The organism is Actinoallomurus acaciae (assembly GCF_042429965.1).
GTDB lineage: Bacteria > Actinomycetota > Actinomycetes > Streptosporangiales > Streptosporangiaceae > Actinoallomurus > Actinoallomurus acaciae.
The window spans coordinates 1,029-16,666 of sequence record NZ_JBHLZP010000171.1 but is presented as its reverse complement, the minus strand read 5'-3'; the positions used below and the strand labels follow the sequence as shown (position 1 = coordinate 16,666).

The 15,638-nt window shown below is 68.5% G+C and carries 13 protein-coding genes, 1 tRNA gene and 1 pseudogene; 9 read left to right on the top strand and 6 right to left on the bottom strand.

Annotated features, from left to right (window positions below; translation table 11 throughout):
- On the bottom strand, positions 1-1,454 hold a 1,454-nt coding region (locus tag ACFFNX_RS22695; protein ID WP_378205630.1), incomplete at its 3' end, for an alkaline phosphatase family protein.
- A 263-nt stretch (positions 1,455-1,717) separates the two neighbouring features.
- Between ACFFNX_RS22695 and ACFFNX_RS22690 the strand changes: the two genes are divergently transcribed.
- Both ACFFNX_RS22690 and pyk read left to right on the top strand, forming a co-directional pair.
- Complete coding sequence (locus tag ACFFNX_RS22690) at positions 1,718-2,275, top strand: type 1 glutamine amidotransferase domain-containing protein (protein WP_378205627.1); 558 nt, start codon at positions 1,718-1,720, stop codon at positions 2,273-2,275.
- A gap of 165 nt (positions 2,276-2,440) precedes the next feature.
- On the top strand, positions 2,441-3,877 hold the full coding sequence (pyk, locus tag ACFFNX_RS22685; protein WP_378205624.1) for a pyruvate kinase: 1,437 nt from the start codon (positions 2,441-2,443) through the stop codon (positions 3,875-3,877).
- 118 nt (positions 3,878-3,995) lie between these two features.
- Here the strand turns inward: pyk and ACFFNX_RS22680 are convergent, their stop codons facing one another.
- The 3 genes and pseudogenes from ACFFNX_RS22680 to ACFFNX_RS22670 all read right to left on the bottom strand — a co-directional run bounded on the left by ACFFNX_RS22680 (position 3,996) and on the right by ACFFNX_RS22670 (position 4,916).
- Positions 3,996-4,577, bottom strand: a complete 582-nt coding sequence (locus tag ACFFNX_RS22680; protein ID WP_378205640.1) for a transcriptional regulator — start codon at positions 4,575-4,577, stop codon at positions 3,996-3,998.
- 78 nt (positions 4,578-4,655) lie between these two features.
- Positions 4,656-4,775 (bottom strand): annotated as a pseudogene (locus tag ACFFNX_RS22675) (helix-turn-helix domain-containing protein); the annotation flags it as partial.
- Between the two features lie 67 nt (positions 4,776-4,842).
- Positions 4,843-4,916, bottom strand: a tRNA-Leu gene (locus tag ACFFNX_RS22670).
- A 97-nt stretch (positions 4,917-5,013) separates the two neighbouring features.
- Between ACFFNX_RS22670 and ACFFNX_RS22665 the strand changes: the two genes are divergently transcribed.
- The 6 genes from ACFFNX_RS22665 (at position 5,014) to ACFFNX_RS22640 (ending at position 10,847) form a co-directional block, all read left to right on the top strand.
- Positions 5,014-5,625, top strand: a complete 612-nt coding sequence (locus ACFFNX_RS22665) for an ANTAR domain-containing response regulator (RefSeq protein ID WP_378205621.1) — start codon at positions 5,014-5,016, stop codon at positions 5,623-5,625.
- 306 nt (positions 5,626-5,931) lie between these two features.
- Positions 5,932-7,104 carry a branched-chain amino acid ABC transporter substrate-binding protein gene (locus ACFFNX_RS22660; protein ID WP_378205618.1) on the top strand — a complete coding sequence of 391 codons (1,173 nt, stop codon included), beginning with the start codon at positions 5,932-5,934 and terminating at the stop codon, positions 7,102-7,104.
- An 81-nt stretch (positions 7,105-7,185) separates the two neighbouring features.
- Positions 7,186-8,151, top strand: a complete 966-nt coding sequence (locus tag ACFFNX_RS22655) for a branched-chain amino acid ABC transporter permease (protein ID WP_446678522.1) — start codon at positions 7,186-7,188, stop codon at positions 8,149-8,151.
- The gene (locus ACFFNX_RS22650; RefSeq protein WP_378205615.1) at positions 8,148-9,332 is read left to right on the top strand and encodes an ABC transporter permease subunit; all 1,185 of its coding nucleotides are present in this window, start codon (positions 8,148-8,150) and stop codon (positions 9,330-9,332) included. Before ACFFNX_RS22655 ends, ACFFNX_RS22650 begins: the two co-directional genes overlap by 4 nt.
- A complete protein-coding gene (locus tag ACFFNX_RS22645; RefSeq protein WP_378205612.1) occupies positions 9,329-10,138 on the top strand; it encodes an ABC transporter ATP-binding protein in 810 nt (269 codons plus the stop codon). Before ACFFNX_RS22650 ends, ACFFNX_RS22645 begins: the two co-directional genes overlap by 4 nt.
- Positions 10,128-10,847, top strand: a complete 720-nt coding sequence (locus tag ACFFNX_RS22640; RefSeq protein WP_378205609.1) for an ABC transporter ATP-binding protein — start codon at positions 10,128-10,130, stop codon at positions 10,845-10,847. The genes ACFFNX_RS22645 and ACFFNX_RS22640 overlap by 11 nt, the downstream gene beginning before the upstream one ends.
- 69 nt (positions 10,848-10,916) lie before the next feature.
- Here the strand turns inward: ACFFNX_RS22640 and ACFFNX_RS22635 are convergent, their stop codons facing one another.
- Together ACFFNX_RS22635 and ACFFNX_RS22630 are read right to left on the bottom strand one after the other, a co-directional pair.
- Positions 10,917-11,522, bottom strand: a complete 606-nt coding sequence (locus ACFFNX_RS22635; protein WP_378205606.1) for a DUF4352 domain-containing protein — start codon at positions 11,520-11,522, stop codon at positions 10,917-10,919.
- A 305-nt stretch (positions 11,523-11,827) separates the two neighbouring features.
- Positions 11,828-12,256 (bottom strand): PaaI family thioesterase, encoded by a 429-nt coding sequence (locus ACFFNX_RS22630; RefSeq protein WP_378205603.1) that lies wholly within the window; start codon positions 12,254-12,256, stop codon positions 11,828-11,830.
- Between the two features lie 57 nt (positions 12,257-12,313).
- On the opposite strand from ACFFNX_RS22630, the gene polA reads away from it, so the two are divergent.
- On the top strand, positions 12,314-15,001 hold the full coding sequence (gene polA / locus ACFFNX_RS22625) for a DNA polymerase I (protein ID WP_378205633.1): 2,688 nt from the start codon (positions 12,314-12,316) through the stop codon (positions 14,999-15,001).
- Positions 15,002-15,638: the final 637 nt, after the last annotated feature.

Genomic DNA, 15,638 nt, shown 5'->3' with positions numbered 1-15,638 from the left:
CGGGGCTGGGCCTGAGTGCGCGGCTGCGGGCGCGGCCGGGGCCGGGGGCCCTTCTCCTGCCGCGGCGGAGTCTGGTCCTCCTCGGGGAACAGCGGCGTCGGCAACGTCGCGACGTCGCGCACGGCCTCGTCCAGCCGCCGCTTGGTGTCCGGCAGCCGCGGCGGGCGGCCCCTCGCCGCGAACCCCAGAGCCGAGGTCAGGTCGCCGAACGCCGTACGCCGCCACGCACTGAGGTTCGGGATCCGCACACCGGTCAGGCGTTCGAGAAGGCGCAGGACCGAGGTGTGGTCGAAGGGCTCACGCGCGACCCAGCCGCCCATGGTCCACGGCGAGATGAGCAGGCACGGCACCCGGAACCCGCCGCCGATCGGCAGGCCGTCCACGAACTCGTCCGGCGTGCCCGCGGGCGGCACCGGGGGAGGGACGTGGTCGAACAGGCCGTCGTTCTCGTCGTAGTTGAGGATGAACAGCGTCTTCTTCCACACGTCCGGGTTGGCGGCGATCGCGTCGATCTTGCTCGCGACGTAGTCGGCGCCGGCCGCCGGCGTGTAGTCGGGATGCTCGGACTGAAAGCTCGTCGGGATGATCCACGAGACGGTCGGCAGCAGGTCGTTCGCGGCGTCGTACTCGAACTGGCCGGCCGCGTACGTGCGCAGGCCGTTGCGGAACAACGGAGACGCCGTGGGGGCGTTCTGGAACGCCGCGAAGTACTCCAGGACGTTGCAGCCGTAGTTGTCGATCTCCTGGTAGACCTTCCAGCTCGCGCCCGCGGCGGTCAGCGCCTCCGGATACGTCGGCCAGGTGTACGGCGCCGGGTCCCGGTTACGGACCACCGGCCCGCCCCGCGTACCACCCGGGTCGATCGTGGCGCTCATGTGGTAGAGGCGATTCGGCCAGGTGGGCCCCAGCACCGAGCAGAAGTAGTGGTCGCAGATGGTGAAGGACTCCGCCAGCGCGAAGTGGAACGGGATGTCCTCCCGCGTGTGGTACCCCATGACGTACGGGCCGTTCACGCCGTCGGCGGCCCGGTGCGCGGGCAGCCAGTTGTCCATCCTCCCGGAGTTCCAGGCGCTGTGCTGCACCGGCCACGCGTGGTTGGTCGAGGGGATCGCCTGCGCGTTGGTCGTCCGGGTGTCGAGGTGGAACGGCAGCAGGTAGCCGGCCGGGTTGACCGGGTCGGGCTGGTAGAACACCGGACGCCCGGTGCTCAAGGTGATCGCCTCCGGGTCGGAGAACCCCCGTACACCCGGAAGAGTTCCGAAGTAATGGTCGAACGAGCGATTTTCCTGCATCAAAATCACGACGTGCTCAATGTCGGCGAGTTTCCCCTTGACGTCATCAGGAGTGCCGGCCATCGCCCGCCGTACGTTCGGCGGCAGGAACTCCGCGGCGAAGGCCGCCGCAGCGATCGCGCCCGCCCTGCTGAACAGACGGCGACGGGTCAGGTCCGGCATCTGTCACGCTCCCCGTACGGTCGGAATCTCGAAAACCTCCACAGCAAAATGGCGCATGAAACGGGGCGCGCGCAAATCATCGTCGGAATGCCATGACATTTAATTCGAAAAGAGACGACAAATACGGTCATGCGTGTTCGGCCGCGGTGGTGACGCGGGTCACCCGCGGCTCCGGCCCGCGTCGTGAATAGCGCGTCCCATCGAGGGCAGGGCTGACAGCAGCGAAGGATGCTCCATAGACCCGTCAGGGGAGGTTCCGGCTCATGGCCACGCAGTTGCAGGGAAAGACCATCGCGTTCCTCGTCGCGCCGGACGGGATCGAACAGGTCGAGTTGACCGAGCCCTGGAAGGCGATCGAGCAGGCCGGCGGAACGCCCCGGCTCATCTCCACCAGGTCCGGCGAGGTCCAGGGGCGTGACCACCTGGAGAAGGCGGACACCTTCCCGGTGGACGCGACCGTCGATGAGGTGTCGGCCGACGACTTCGACGGGCTCGCGCTGCCCGGCGGGGTCGCCAACCCCGACTTCCTCCGGATGAACGACAAGGCCGTCGCGTTCGTACGCGCGTTCTTCGACGCGGGCAAGCCCGTCGCCGCGATCTGCCACGCGCCGTGGACCCTGGTCGAGGCCGACGTCGTACGCGGCCGGACCCTCACGTCCTGGCCGAGCCTGCGGACCGACATCCGCAACGCCGGCGGCACCTGGGTCGACGAAGAGGTGCGGATCTGCACGGCCGGCCCCAACACCCTGGTGACCAGCCGCAGGCCCGACGACCTCAAGGCGTACTGCCAGGAGGCGGTCGAGGTGTTCGCCTCGGCCTGACCCGCGGACCCGCCCGGGAGGGGCTCCCGGGCGGCCGGCGCCGTGTCCGGTTTCGGGCCCTACGAACCCGCACACCCTGTTCGGTCTAGACCATTGAGTGAACACCGGGCAACGGTGACCTGCACGAATACGCGTACTCGCGGGTAACTACTTAAAGTTGGAGATGTGAGTCGCCGAGCAAAGATCGTCAGCACCATAGGCCCCGCCTGCTCCAGCCCTGAGCGCGTCACCGCGTTGGTGGAGGCCGGCATCGATATCGCCCGGCTCAACATGAGCCACGGCACCCAGCAGCAGCACGAGGACGTCTACCGCCTCCTGCGCGAGGCCGCGAACACCAGTGGCCGCGCCCTCGGCATCCTCGCGGACCTCCAGGGTCCCAAGATCCGGCTCGGCACGTTCGCCGACGGCCCCGTACGCCTCACTCTCGGCGACGAGTTCACCGTCACCACCGAGGACGTGCCCGGCGACCGTTCGCAGGTGTCCACCACCTACGGCGGCCTCCCCGGTGACGTCGGCCCCGGCGACACGATCCTCATCGACGACGGTCGTGTCGTGCTCAACGTCACCGCGGTCGAGGGCCCGCGCGTCCGCACCCGCGTGCTCGTCGGAGGCATGGTCTCCAACCACAAGGGCCTCAACCTGCCGGGCGTCGCCGTCAGCGTGCCCGCCCTCACCGAAAAGGACGAGGAGGACCTCCGCTTCTCCCTCCGCCTGGGCGTCGACATGGTCGCCCTGTCCTTCGTGCGCACCCCCGAAGACGCCGAGCCGGTACGCCGCATCATGGACGAGGAAGGCCGGATCGTCCCCGTCCTCGCCAAGATCGAAAAGCCGCAGGCGGTCGAGCACCTCGAAGAGATCGTCGAGGCCTTCGACGGCATCATGGTCGCCCGTGGCGACCTCGGCGTGGAGCTTCCGCTCGAGCAGGTCCCCATCGTCCAGAAGCGCGCCATCGAACTGACCCGCGAGAAGGCCCGCCCGGTCATCGTCGCGACCCAGATGCTCGAGTCGATGATCAGCGCCCCGAGGCCCACGCGCGCGGAGGTCTCCGACGTCGCCGGGGCCGTCTTCGAGGGCGCCGACGCCGTCATGCTGTCCGGCGAGACCAGCGTCGGCGACTATCCCATCGAGTCCGTGCAGACGATGAGCCGCATCGTGTGCGCCGCCGAAGAGACGACGCTGCGCGCGACCCACTCGCTCGACCGCATCCCCGAGACCGTCGGCGGCGCGATCGCCCGGGCGGCCGCCGAGGTCGGCGCGACCGTCGGAGCCAAGGCGCTGGTGGCCTTCACGATGACGGGCGAGACGGCACGACGGCTGTCGCGATATCGCTCCCCGATCCCGCTGCTCGCCTTCACGGCCCGTCCGGAGACCCGCAGCCAACTGGCCCTGGTCTGGGGCGTCGAGACGTTCACGGTGCCGGAGGTCTACCACACCGACGAGATGGTGCAGCAGGTCGAGTCGGCGCTGCTGGAGATCGGCCGCTGTCAGAAGGGCGACCGGGTCGTCATCGTCGCCGGCTCCCCTCCCGGCACGGCGGGCTCCACGAACGCCCTGCGCGTCCACCGCATCGGCGACGCCATCGCCCAGGCCCGCCCGATCTGACCCCTGCCCGCACCGCCGGTCGAGTGCGGGGCCGCCCGGACGACGTCCGAGCCGACACCCCCGACACTGACCGGCGGTCGCTCGCGGGTATCACCGGCCACCCGCAGCACCGGCGCGTTCAGTACTTCGGCCCCACGAACTCATCCAGCCGCGCCACCGCCTCCTTCTTGGCGATCGAGATGTTGTTCCGGTTGGATCGCTTCCACTCGATGTCGAGCCGGTCCAGCGCGTGGGTGAACAGCCGCATGATGTCCGCGGATTCGTTCGTGAAGAAATAACGCGGGTACTCGTACCAGCGCTCGCCGCTCTTCAGCCGGTGCCGTACTCGGTTCGTCGAGCGGCTTCCGTCCGAGTGGATCAGCCCGCGGACGAATTCCTCGGTGAACTCCGAGACGGCCTCCCGTTGCCATGCCTCCAAACGGATGGGTCGGTCATGCTTCCTGCCGGGGGCGTGCTGGGGGAAGAGGCAGGGCCAGTGCTTGGAGTGGCTGTTGACCTCGGTGCATCCGGTCAGTTGGAGCAGGCGAACCCGGTTGTCCGGCCGGACGGCGCGGACGGCCTCGACGCACTCGTCGATGAGCCCCGGGTAGGCATCCGCACAGAAGATCCGCAGCGCCCAGACCTGCTTACCAGGGTCACTGACGGGGCTGACACACCCGTCCCCGAGGTAGATCCCGAGCAAGTAGGCGTATTTGTCCACATGTGCAGGAGTGGCAGGAGGTGACTCGCAGCGAGGGCATGTGCTTCGGGGAGAGTAGAGAGACTGCCCTCGATCGGTTCGTCGCTGCCATTCGCTGAGTGCCGATCGCGAAATACGAGTGCGCCTGCTTACCTCACTGACGGTCAGACCCTGGGCGAGGAGTTCTAACGCGCGAGAGCGCGTCCCGACGTCGTACATGCCACACAGTGTCGCGTCCGGCTACGACAAAACCGCCGTCCGAGACGGACGGCGGTTTCCTGAAATGTGCCCCGAGTGGGATTCGAACCCACACTGTGCAGGTTTTGAATCTGCGGACTCTGCCGATTGGTCTATCGGGGCTCTCTATGCGTGGACTAACCCACTTCGTCCACTTTAGTGGTCGTTCGCTACTAGAGCGACCGCGGTAGGTACGAGGATAGCGGGTCCGGGTACGCTCGTGCGCGTGACCGAGACCCCGCGCCGCGTTGTGATCGCCGAGGATGAGGCCCTCATCAGGCTCGACCTCAAGGAGATGCTGGAAGAAGAGGGCTACGAGGTCGTCGGGGAGGCCGGAGATGGCGAGTCCGCCATCCGCCTCACCGCCGAACACACGCCCGATCTCGTCATTCTCGACGTCAAGATGCCCATCCTCGACGGCATCTCGGCCGCGGAGCGCATCGCGGTGGATCGCATCGCCCCCGTCGTGATCCTCACCGCCTTCTCCCAGCGCGAGCTGGTCGAGCGGGCCCGGGAGGCCGGCGCCATGGCGTACCTCGTCAAGCCGTTCACCAAGGCCGACCTGGTGCCCGCGATCGAGATGGCGGTGAGCCGGTTCCAGGAGATCAAGAGCCTGGAGGCCGAGGTCGGCACCCTGGAGGAGCGCCTGGAGACGCGCAAGGCCGTCGACCGGGCCAAGGGGCTGCTGCAGACCGCTCGTGGCTGGACCGAGCCGGAGGCCTTCCGGTTCATCCAGAAGACCTCGATGGACCGCCGCATGACCATGCGGGCGGTGGCCGAGGCGGTCATCGGCGGCGGGCTGGGCCGGCCGCCCGCGGGCGACGCCGAGTGACGGCGCGTCAACTCACTCCCTGACAAAAGTCATCACCTTTGACGGCGCCGCGTGCCGCCGTCGAGGGCGTTTGGCCTGCTCCCGCACGTTCGGTGCCGGTTCAGTCAACTGTTCGACGGTTAGGGCACAAGTGAGTAACGAACTGAAAACACCCTGTCGAAGGGCTGTCCATCACGCCCAGCACATCGGTGTACTACTGCCCTGGCCCCCAGGAACCGTGAAAAAGCGCCAAAAGAGCCCAGATGATCGTCCTGGGGAGGTACCCGGCATCCCCCGTGCAAACGGTTACGGAAGGAAGTAGCGGCCTTGCGGAGCAAGACTGTGAAGTTCACCGGCGTGATCGCGGTGAGCGCGGCGTTGGCGCTCGGCGCGTCCGCCTGCGGAGACTCTGGCAGCGGTGGCAGCAAAGGCGACACCGTCACTATCGGCTTCTTGGGTGACCTGACCGGTGAGAACTCCGGCATCGTCATCCCGCCCAAGCAGGGCGCGCAACTGGCGTTCGACCAGTACAACGCGACGAACCCGAAGGTGAAGATCCAGTTCAAGACCTACGACAGCCAGGGCAAGGGCGAGCAGGCCGTGCCCCTGGTCAAGCAGGCGATCACCAAGGACAAGATCGCGGGTCTGATCGGGCCGACGTTCTCGGGTGAGTCCGCCCAGGCGGACCCGGTCCTGGAAGAGGGCAAGGTCCCCAACATCTCGTCGTCGGCCACCAACGCCGCGCTGGCCACCCACGGCTGGAAGTTCTGGCACCGGCTCATCGCCAACGACAACGTCCAGGGCGCCGGCATCGGCAACTTCATCTCCTCGAACCTGAAGGCCAAGAAGGTCTTCATCATCCACGACAGCTCCGAGTACGGTAAGCCGCTCGCCGAGACGGTGAAGGCGAACGTGGAGAAGGCCGGCGTCAAGACCTCCGAGGACGCGATCGACCCGCAGGGGTCGGACTACTCCTCGACGGTCAACAAGGCCAAGGCGTTCAACCCGGACGCGATCTTCTACGGCGGTTACTACGCGCAGGCCGGCAAGCTGGTCAAGCAGCTTCGTGAGGGCGGCGTGAAGGGCCGGTTCCTCTCGGGCGACGGTTCGCTGGACAAGGGCCTCGCCCAGGGCGCGGGCGGCACGACCGCCGACGGCACGATCATCGGCTGCCCCTGCCTGATCGACCCGACCGGGTCCGCGGGCGCGGCGAGCAAGAAGTTCGCGCAGGAGTACAAGGCCAAGTTCAACGCCGACCCGGCGATCTACTCCGCCGAGGCGTATGACGCGGCGACCGCGTTCATCGCGGCGGTGAAGGCGGGGAACACCACCCCGGAGAAGATCAACACCTTCCTGTCGACGATCGACCAGCCGGGCGTCTCGAAGCAGATCAAGTTCAGCTCGGCCGGTGAGCCGACCGCGACGGACGTCTACGTGTACGAGGTCAAGGGCAGCGAGCTGCCCCTCCTGGGCAACTCCAAGACCGCCACTGTCAAGTAATCCGTCCGCCGTAGGCGGGCTTACGTAATGCCAGGAGCGGGAGCGCACCACGCTCCCGCTCCTGCGGCGAAGGCGATCAACTTGAACAACCTCATCAGCCAGTTCTGGCCGTACACGATCGACGGGTTGTCGCTGGGCGCGATCTACGCGCTGGTGGCACTCGGCTACACGATGGTCTACGGCGTTCTTCGTCTCATCAACTTCGCGCATTCCGAGATCTTCATGATCGGCACGTTCGCCGTGCTGGGGATGCTTCATCTGTTCGGCATGCCGTCCAACGTGGGCGGGTTCGCCCTGGTCGGGCTGCTCGTCGTCCTGGCGGTCGCGGGTGCGGTGGCCTCGGGCGGCAGCGCGGTGATCCTCGAGTACGCGGCGTACCGGCCGTTGCGCCGTCACGGGGCGTCTCGCCTGGCGGCCCTGATCTCGGCGATCGGCGCGTCGCTGTTCCTGCAGCAGCTGTTCGCGCGCGTCGTCGTGCCGTGGGCCTTCGACCTGCCGAAGGAGAAGGGCGCGCTGCCGGTCCAGGGTCATTTCGTGGAGCGGTCCGACGTGATCCACATCGGCAGTTTCGAACTCTCCAACGACCGTCTCATCGTGATCGTCGGCGCGGTGCTGATGATGGTGCTGCTCGACATCTTCGTGACCCGCACGAAGCTGGGCCGCGGCATCCGCGCGACCGCGCAGGACCCGGAGACGGCGGTGCTGATGGGCGTCAACATCGACCGGATCGTGACCGCGACGTTCGCGATCGGCGGTGCGATGGCCGGTGTCGCGGCGGCGCTCTACATGCTGCGGTTCGAGGAGACCCGGTACGACGTCGGGTTCCTGCTGGGCATCAAGGCGTTCACGGCCGCGGTGCTCGGTGGCATCGGCAACCTGCGCGGGGCGCTGGTCGGCGGTGTGGTGCTCGGGCTCTTCGAAATGTACGGCTCGGCGATCTTCGGCTCGGAATGGCAGAATGTCGTGGCATTCAGCGTTCTGGTGCTGGTCCTCATGTTCCGTCCCACCGGAATTCTCGGTGAGTCTCTCCAACAGGCGCGCGCATGAACGATTCCTCTGGAAACCCGCTCACCCGAGTACGCGGCGCGTACTCCTCGGCGGCCGACTCGATTCGTGACCGCTGGTCGGGCGCTCCCTCATGGGCGCGCTGGGTCGTCTACGTGGTCCTGATCGTCCTCGCGCTGTTCCTGCCGGCGGACGGCATCGGCAGTTTCATGTCGCCGTACACCGACTGGCCGACGCTGCTGTTCTTCCCGATCGGCGGCTACATCCTGCTGGGCATCGGCCTGAACGTCGTGGTGGGCCAGGCCGGCCTGCTCGACCTCGGCTATGTCGCGTTCTTCGCCATCGGCGGGTACGCGATGGCGGTGTTCGGGGTGAAGTTCGGCTGGAGCTTCTGGGAGATCCTGCTCGTCGGCATCGCGCTGTCGGCGCTGTCGGGCATCATCCTGGGCGCCCCGACGCTGCGGTTGCGCGGTGACTATCTGGCGATCGTCACGCTCGGCTTCGGTGAGATCGTGCGGATCACCGCGAACAACACCAACTACATCGGCGGGCCGAACGGCATCGGCGGCATCCCGCATCCGCCGTCCCTGTCGGAGTGGACGATCCCGGACAACGGGCTGTTCGACGCGCTGGGCATCGGCGGTGTCCAGCCGTTCAAGTACGGCGCGCTGGACGGCAAGCCGTACTACTACCTGATGGTGCTCGTGATCGTTGTGGCGATCATCTTCGTGAAGCGGCTGGAGAACAGCAGGGTCGGCCGGGCGTGGGCCTCGATCCGCGAGGACGAGGACGCCGCCGAGCTGATGGGCGTGCCGACGTTCAAGTTCAAGCTGGCGGCGTTCGCGATCGGCGCGGCGATCGGCGGGGGGACCGGTGTCGTGTACGCCTCCCAGGCGGTGTCGATCATTCCGACGAACTTCCCGTTCATCCTGTCGGCGACCATCCTGGCGGCGGTCGTGCTCGGTGGTTCGGGGAACCTGCCCGGTGTCATCCTCGGGTCGTTCCTCGTGGCCTGGATCCCAGAGCGGATCCGTGGGCTGCAGGAGTACCGCGTCCTCGTCTTCGGCGGGGTTCTGGTGCTCTTGATGGTCTTCCGGCCCGAGGGTCTGTTGCCGTCTCGGCGCCGCAAGGCGGAGCTCCAGGAGGGCTCGGGAGGCATGGGATCCATGGGGGCCGAGGTGGCGGGTCCGGCCACCGTCGCAGCCGGTGAGGTGGGCGAATGAGTCACAGGGCGGCGAGTACCCCGGCGGGTGCCGAGAATCCCGTACTGGACCTTCGGCGCGTGACGATGCGCTTCGGCGGTGTGGTCGCGATCAACGGTCTGGACCTGACGATCGGTCAGGGTGAGATCTTCGCGTTGATCGGCCCGAACGGCGCGGGGAAGACGACCGTGTTCAACGTGGTCACCGGGGTGTACCGGCCGACCGAGGGCAGGGTGGTCTTCGCCGGTTCCCGGATCGACGGGCAGAAGCGGTTCAAGGTGACCAAGCTCGGCGTGGCCCGTACGTTCCAGAATGTCCGGCTGTTTCACAACATGTCGGCGCTGGAGAACGTTCTGGTCGGCGCGGACGCGAATCACCGTACGGGTCTGGCCGGGGCGGCGCTGGGGCTTCCCTGGCACCGCCGGGAGGAACGCCAGGGCCGGGCCGCGGCCGAAGAGATCATGGAGTTCGTCGGCATCGGGCACCGTATCCACGAGACCGCCAAGAACCTGCCGTACGGCGACCAGCGGCGGCTGGAGATCGCCCGGGCGCTCGCGACGGATCCGAAGCTGTTGCTGCTCGACGAGCCGGCGGCGGGGATGAACCCGACCGAGAAGGAGTCCCTGCAGGGGCTCATTAGGAAGATCCGCGACGCGGGACGCACCGTGCTGCTGATCGAGCACGACATGAGCCTGGTCATGGGCATCAGCGACCGGATCGCCGTACTCGACTTCGGCCAGAAGATCGCCGAGGGCCTGCCGAGCGAGATCCAGAACAATCCGCGGGTCATCGAGGCGTATCTGGGGGCTCCTGCCGATGCTTCTTGAGATCAGGGACATCCACGTCCACTACGGCAAGATCGCGGCTCTCAAGGGCGTGTCCGTCGACGTCGACGAGGGCGAGATCGTCACGCTGATCGGCGCGAACGGCGCCGGCAAGTCGACGACTCTGAAGACGATCTCGGGTCTGCGTCCGCTGTCGGCGGGGCGGATCGTGTTCGGCGGCCGGAACATCAGCAAGGTGGCCGGGCACAAGCGGGTGCTCATGGGCATCGGCCAGGCGCCGGAGGGCCGGGGGATCTTCCCGGGCATGACGGTCACCGAGAACCTGTTCATGGGCGCGTACGCGCGCAAGGGCGACGTCGAGAAGGACCTCAAGGAGGTCTTCGACCTGTTTCCCCGGCTGGCGGAGCGCAAGGACCAGGCCGGCGGCACGATGTCGGGTGGGGAGCAGCAGATGCTCGCCATCGGGCGTGCGCTGATGACCCGGCCGAGGGTCCTGTTGCTGGACGAGCCGTCGATGGGGCTTGCGCCCAAGCTCATCCAGCAGATCTTCTCGATCATTCAGGAGATCAACCGGCGCGGCACGACGGTTCTGCTGGTCGAGCAGAACGCGCAGCAGGCGCTGCAGATCGCGCACCGGGCCTACGTGTTGGAGACGGGAGCGGTGGTGAAGGCGGCCCCGGCCGCCGAGCTGCTGGACGACCCGCAGGTGCGCGCGGCCTATCTCGGAGGCGGAGCGGAGTCGGCGATCTGACCTCCCGCCGGGTGGTGACCGCCGCCCGGCCCAGAGCCCGCGCGGATGGTGCCCCGTCCGCGCGGGCTCTCATTTCAGCGGGATGTCGACGGGGTTCCGGGCGCCCGCGACCGGGGCGTTCTTGAGCTGGTCGCCCAGCCGGGACGACGAGGGGTCGCCGAAGACGCGCAGCGCCCGGACGGCGGCCTTTCGCGGCACGTCGAACCACAGGTCGAAGGCGCACAGTTCGTGGGACGCGATGGACTGCGTGCCGGAGACCCCGCGGGAGATCTGCATGGCGTCGGTGCTCGGCCCGTAGGTCTTCCCGTCCGCCGTGACGACGCGTTGCCGGCCGGGGGCGAAGTCGTGGCGCTCGCGGCCGTTGTTCACCATGAGGATCCGCACCCGTACGTACTGGCCGTGCGGGATCCAGCTTCCGTGTGAGCCGATGACCTCGCCGAGTTCGGTGCGGAGTCCGATGACGGTGTAGGTGACCTCACCGATCGCGGCGGTCCGGCCGGACAGCGGCGTCTCGCCGTCGTCCACCGGCTGCGGCGGGATCTTGTAGTGGCGGGGGGACGAGCCGCATCCGATGAGCACCAGGGCGGCGGACGCGAGCAGCGCCGCCGCGAGGCGTGAGGAGGCGGTCTTCGCGGGTCTCGGTGCGTCCTGGCCGGAGATGCTGGTTCGGTGCACAGCGCGACCGTAGACGAGGGCGCCGCCGGGCCGGATGGACTTCGCCGAATCGGGACCAGGACGCAATGAGCCCGGAGCGCCTTTGGTGCCGTGCCGCCGGTGAACCCATGCAGGCCTTCCCCGGCCCTGCACAGGCCCGGCGGTACGTTTTCTACTCAGCGCTCCGGGCTCTTACGGTGCAACGGTAGCGAGACTGGTGTGATGGGTGCAAAGTCTGGGGCATACCCGTTGGGCCTCGATCGGAAACGATTCGGCTACGAACGACGAACCCGCAGGTCACCGAGGGGTCACCGGAACGAGAAAATCTACGGCTGATCGCGGATCACACAAGTCAGGCGTGCGGTGCATACCCGCCGATCGCGGTCATCGCTGATGATGATCTCGTAGCTGGCGAGCGTACGGCCGCCGTGCAGCCGGGTCGCGACGCCGGTGACGTACCCCTCCGCGGCCGAGCGGTGATGGCTCGCGTTGATCTCGATGCCCATCGCGACGCGGCCGGGCCCGGCGTGCAGGACCGAGCCGACCGAGCCGATCGTCTCGGCGAGAACGCAGGACGCGCCGCCGTGCAGGAGGCCGTACGGCTGGGTGTTGCCCTTGACCGGCATCCGCGCGACGACACGTTGGGCCGACGCCTCGATGATCTCGATGCCCATCGACCTGGCCAGTCCCTCGTACGCGTTCAGATCGAGCTCGCCGGGCGCCACCGCGCTCGCGTCGTCCACGAAACCTCCCATGACCTTCTCGGCCTGCTCTGATTTGTCCTAGGCGAAGGCTAGGCTGCCTGCGTGGTGATGACGGAAGCGACCCCTGAAACTCCCCGCCTGCTGCTCCTGGACGGGCACTCGCTCGCGTACCGGGCGTTCTTCGCCCTGCCGATCGAGAACTTCTCCACGACGACGGGCCAGCCGACCAACGCCGTGTACGGCTTCACGTCGATGCTGATCAACGTCCTGCGGGACGAGGAGCCCACTCTCGTGGCGGTGTGCTTCGACCGGAGCGAGCCGACGTTCCGCCACGAGACCTACGTCGAGTACAAGGCGAACCGGCGCGAGACGCCGGACGACTTCCGCAGCCAGATCAGCCTGATCTTCGAGGTGCTCGACGCGCTGCGCATCCCGCGGCTGTCGGTGGCCGGATACGAGGCCGACGACCTGATCGCGACGCTGGCCACCCAGGCCGTCGCCCAGGAGATGGAGGTCTCGATCGTCACCGGCGACCGCGACGCCTTCCAGCTGGTCGGCGAGCACTGCACGGTGCTCTACCCGCGCAAGGGCGTGTCCGACCTGGCGCGCATGACGCCGGCGGCGGTCGAGGAGCGGTACGGCGTGCCGCCGGAGCGGCACCGGGAGCTGGCCGCGCTGGTGGGGGAGACCAGCGACAACCTGCCGGGCGTGCCGGGGGTCGGGCCCAAGACCGCGGCCAAGTGGCTCAACAAGTACGGCGGCCTGGACGAGCTGATCGCGCACGTCGACGAGATCACCGGCAAGGCCGGCGCGAACCTTCGCGAGCACCTCGGCGACGTCCTGCGCAACCAGCAGATCAACAAGCTCGACTGCGCGGTGCCGCTCGACCGGGCGCCCGCCGACCTCACGCTGGGCCAGTGGGACCGAGACGAGATCCACACGCTGTTCGACACGCTGCAGTTCCGGGTGCTGCGCGAGCGGCTCTACGCGACGCTGTCGGCGGTCGAGCCGGAGGCCGAGGAGGGGTTCGAGGTCGAGATGGCCCGGCCCGGCCCCGGCGAGGTGGCCGCGTGGCTGGCCGAGCACGCGAGCGGCGCCGGGCGCGTCGGCGTCGCGGTGACCGGCACCTGGGGGCGGGGCACCGGCGACATCACCGGCGTCGCGCTGGCCACCCAGGCGGGCGTGGGCGCGTTCCTCGACCCGGTGGAGCTGCCCGAGGAGGACGAGCGGGCGTTCGCGGCCTGGCTCGCCGACCCCAAGCAGCCGAAGGCCATGCACGACGCGAAGGGCCCGATGCTGGCGTTCGCGGCGCGGGGCATGGAGCTCGACGGGCTGACCAGCGACACGGCCCTGGCCGCCTACCTCGCCCTGCCGGGCCAGCGGTCGTTCGACCTGGGTGACCTGGTGCTGCGCTACCTCCACCGCGAGCTGCGCAAGGAGGCCGACGACAGCGGCCAGCTCACCCTCGACGGCTCCGGCGAGGAGGAGGCCGCCTTCGACCTGGTCGTACGGGCCCGCGCGGTGGTGGACCTGGCCGAGGCGCTCGACGCGGACCTGGAGCGCCGCGGCGCGGTGGCGCTGTTGCGCGACGTGGAGATGCCGCTCGTGGAGGTCCTGGCGGGCATGGAGCGGCTGGGCATCGCCCTGGACATCGACTACCTGGCGCGGCTGTCGGCGACGTTCGGCGGTGAGGTCAAGGCGGTCGAGGAAGCCGCGTGGGAGGCGATCGGCCGCGAGTTCAACCTCGGCTCGCCCAAGCAGATCCAGCAGATCCTCTTCGACGAGCTGGGGCTGCCCAAGACGCGCCGCACCAAGACCGGCTACACCACCGACTCCGAGGCGCTGACCAACCTCTTCGCCCAGACCGCCCACCCGGTGCTGGAGGCGCTGCTGCGCCACCGTGAGGTGGCCAAGCTCAAGAGCATGGTCGACTCGCTGATCCCGATGGCCGACGACCACCGGCGCATCCACACGACGTTCGGGCAGATGGTGGCGGCGACGGGGCGGCTGTCCTCGGCCGACCCCAACCTGCAGAACATCCCGATCCGCACGGCCGAGGGCCGCCAGATCCGCGAGGGCTTCGTGGTCGGCGAGGGGTTCGCGTGCCTGCTGACCGCCGACTACAGCCAGATCGAGCTGCGGATCATGGCCCACCTGTCCGAGGACGAGGCGCTGATCGACGCGTTCGGGTCGGGCATCGACTTCCACACGGTCACGGCGTCGCGCGTGTTCGACCTGCCGGCCGAGCAGATCGACGGTGAGCTGCGCTCGCGCATCAAGGCGATGAACTACGGCCTGGCGTACGGCCTGTCGGCGTTCGGCCTGTCCCAGCAGCTGCGCATCACGCCGGACGAGGCCCGCGGGCTGATGGAGGAGTACTTCGAGCAGTTCGGCGGCGTCCGCGACTACCTGCGCGACATCGTGTCCAAGGCCCGCCAGGACGGCTACACCGAGACCATCATGGGCCGCCGCCGCTACCTGCCCGACCTGACGTCGGACAACCGCCAGCGCCGCGAGATGGCCGAACGCATGGCGCTGAACGCCCCGATCCAGGGCTCGGCGGCCGACATCATCAAGGTCGCCATGCTACGAGTCGACCGCGCACTCCGCGAAGCACGCCTGCACTCCCGGATGCTGCTACAGGTCCACGACGAGCTGATCTTCGAGGTGGCCGAGGGAGAGCTGGACCCCCTGCGAGACCTGGTCGCCCGCGAGATGGGCGCCGCGTACGAGCTGCGCGTGCCACTGGAGGTCTCGATGGGCACGGGCCGCACCTGGCACGAAGCTGGCCACTGACCCCCGACCCCCCGATGCGGCCTGCCGGTTGGGGTTCGGGCGGGGTGGCGCTGGTGTTCGTGGCGGGGGTGAGGGCCTGTAACCGGTGATCCTCGCCCCGCTGATGCGGGAGCCGGGTGGGGTTCGGGCGGGGCGTTCGTGGCGGTGCGGGTGTGGTCGCTGTGGGTGGGGGATTGTTACCGGCGGCCCTTGACCTGCCGATGTGGGTGGCCCGGCTCGGAGCCTCCGGCCGCTCACCGAACTCGCCCTCGACCCGCCCCTGGAACCGGTCGAGCCAGGCTTATGGCCGAGGAGATGGAAGAGCTGGACCGTGGCACCCCAGGCGCGCACTTCCGTACCACCGGCCCGCGAGGGCCGCGAACATCGTGGTTTCGGTGGAGACGCTCGCGTCAGCCTGACGACCGGATAGGCGGCGACGCGCCCAGACGTACGGCACGGCGGTGCGAGCGGTGAGGGCCCAGCCCATGCGCCGTACGTCCACGCGCGCCGGCGGCCGGCTCGCCGAGCCTCCACGGTGGTGTGCCCGCCGCTCATGGATCCGGCACGCCGGCCCGGGCCGGCGACGGCCGTCCACCCGTAGGAGGCACGCCCCGATGGCGACGGACATTAAGGCGATCTCGCCTGAGCCCCGATCGGC

Coding starts and splice junctions, on each gene's coding strand:
- ACFFNX_RS22690 (WP_378205627.1), top strand. CDS start 1,718: ATGGCCACGCAGTTGCAGGGAAAGACCATCGCGTTCCTCGTCGCGCCG.
- ACFFNX_RS22650 (WP_378205615.1), top strand. CDS start 8,148: ATGAACGATTCCTCTGGAAACCCGCTCACCCGAGTACGCGGCGCGTAC.
- ACFFNX_RS22645 (WP_378205612.1), top strand. CDS start 9,329: ATGAGTCACAGGGCGGCGAGTACCCCGGCGGGTGCCGAGAATCCCGTA.
- ACFFNX_RS22640 (WP_378205609.1), top strand. CDS start 10,128: ATGCTTCTTGAGATCAGGGACATCCACGTCCACTACGGCAAGATCGCG.
- ACFFNX_RS22630 (WP_378205603.1), bottom strand. CDS start 12,256: ATGGGAGGTTTCGTGGACGACGCGAGCGCGGTGGCGCCCGGCGAGCTC.
- polA (WP_378205633.1), top strand. CDS start 12,314: ATGACGGAAGCGACCCCTGAAACTCCCCGCCTGCTGCTCCTGGACGGG.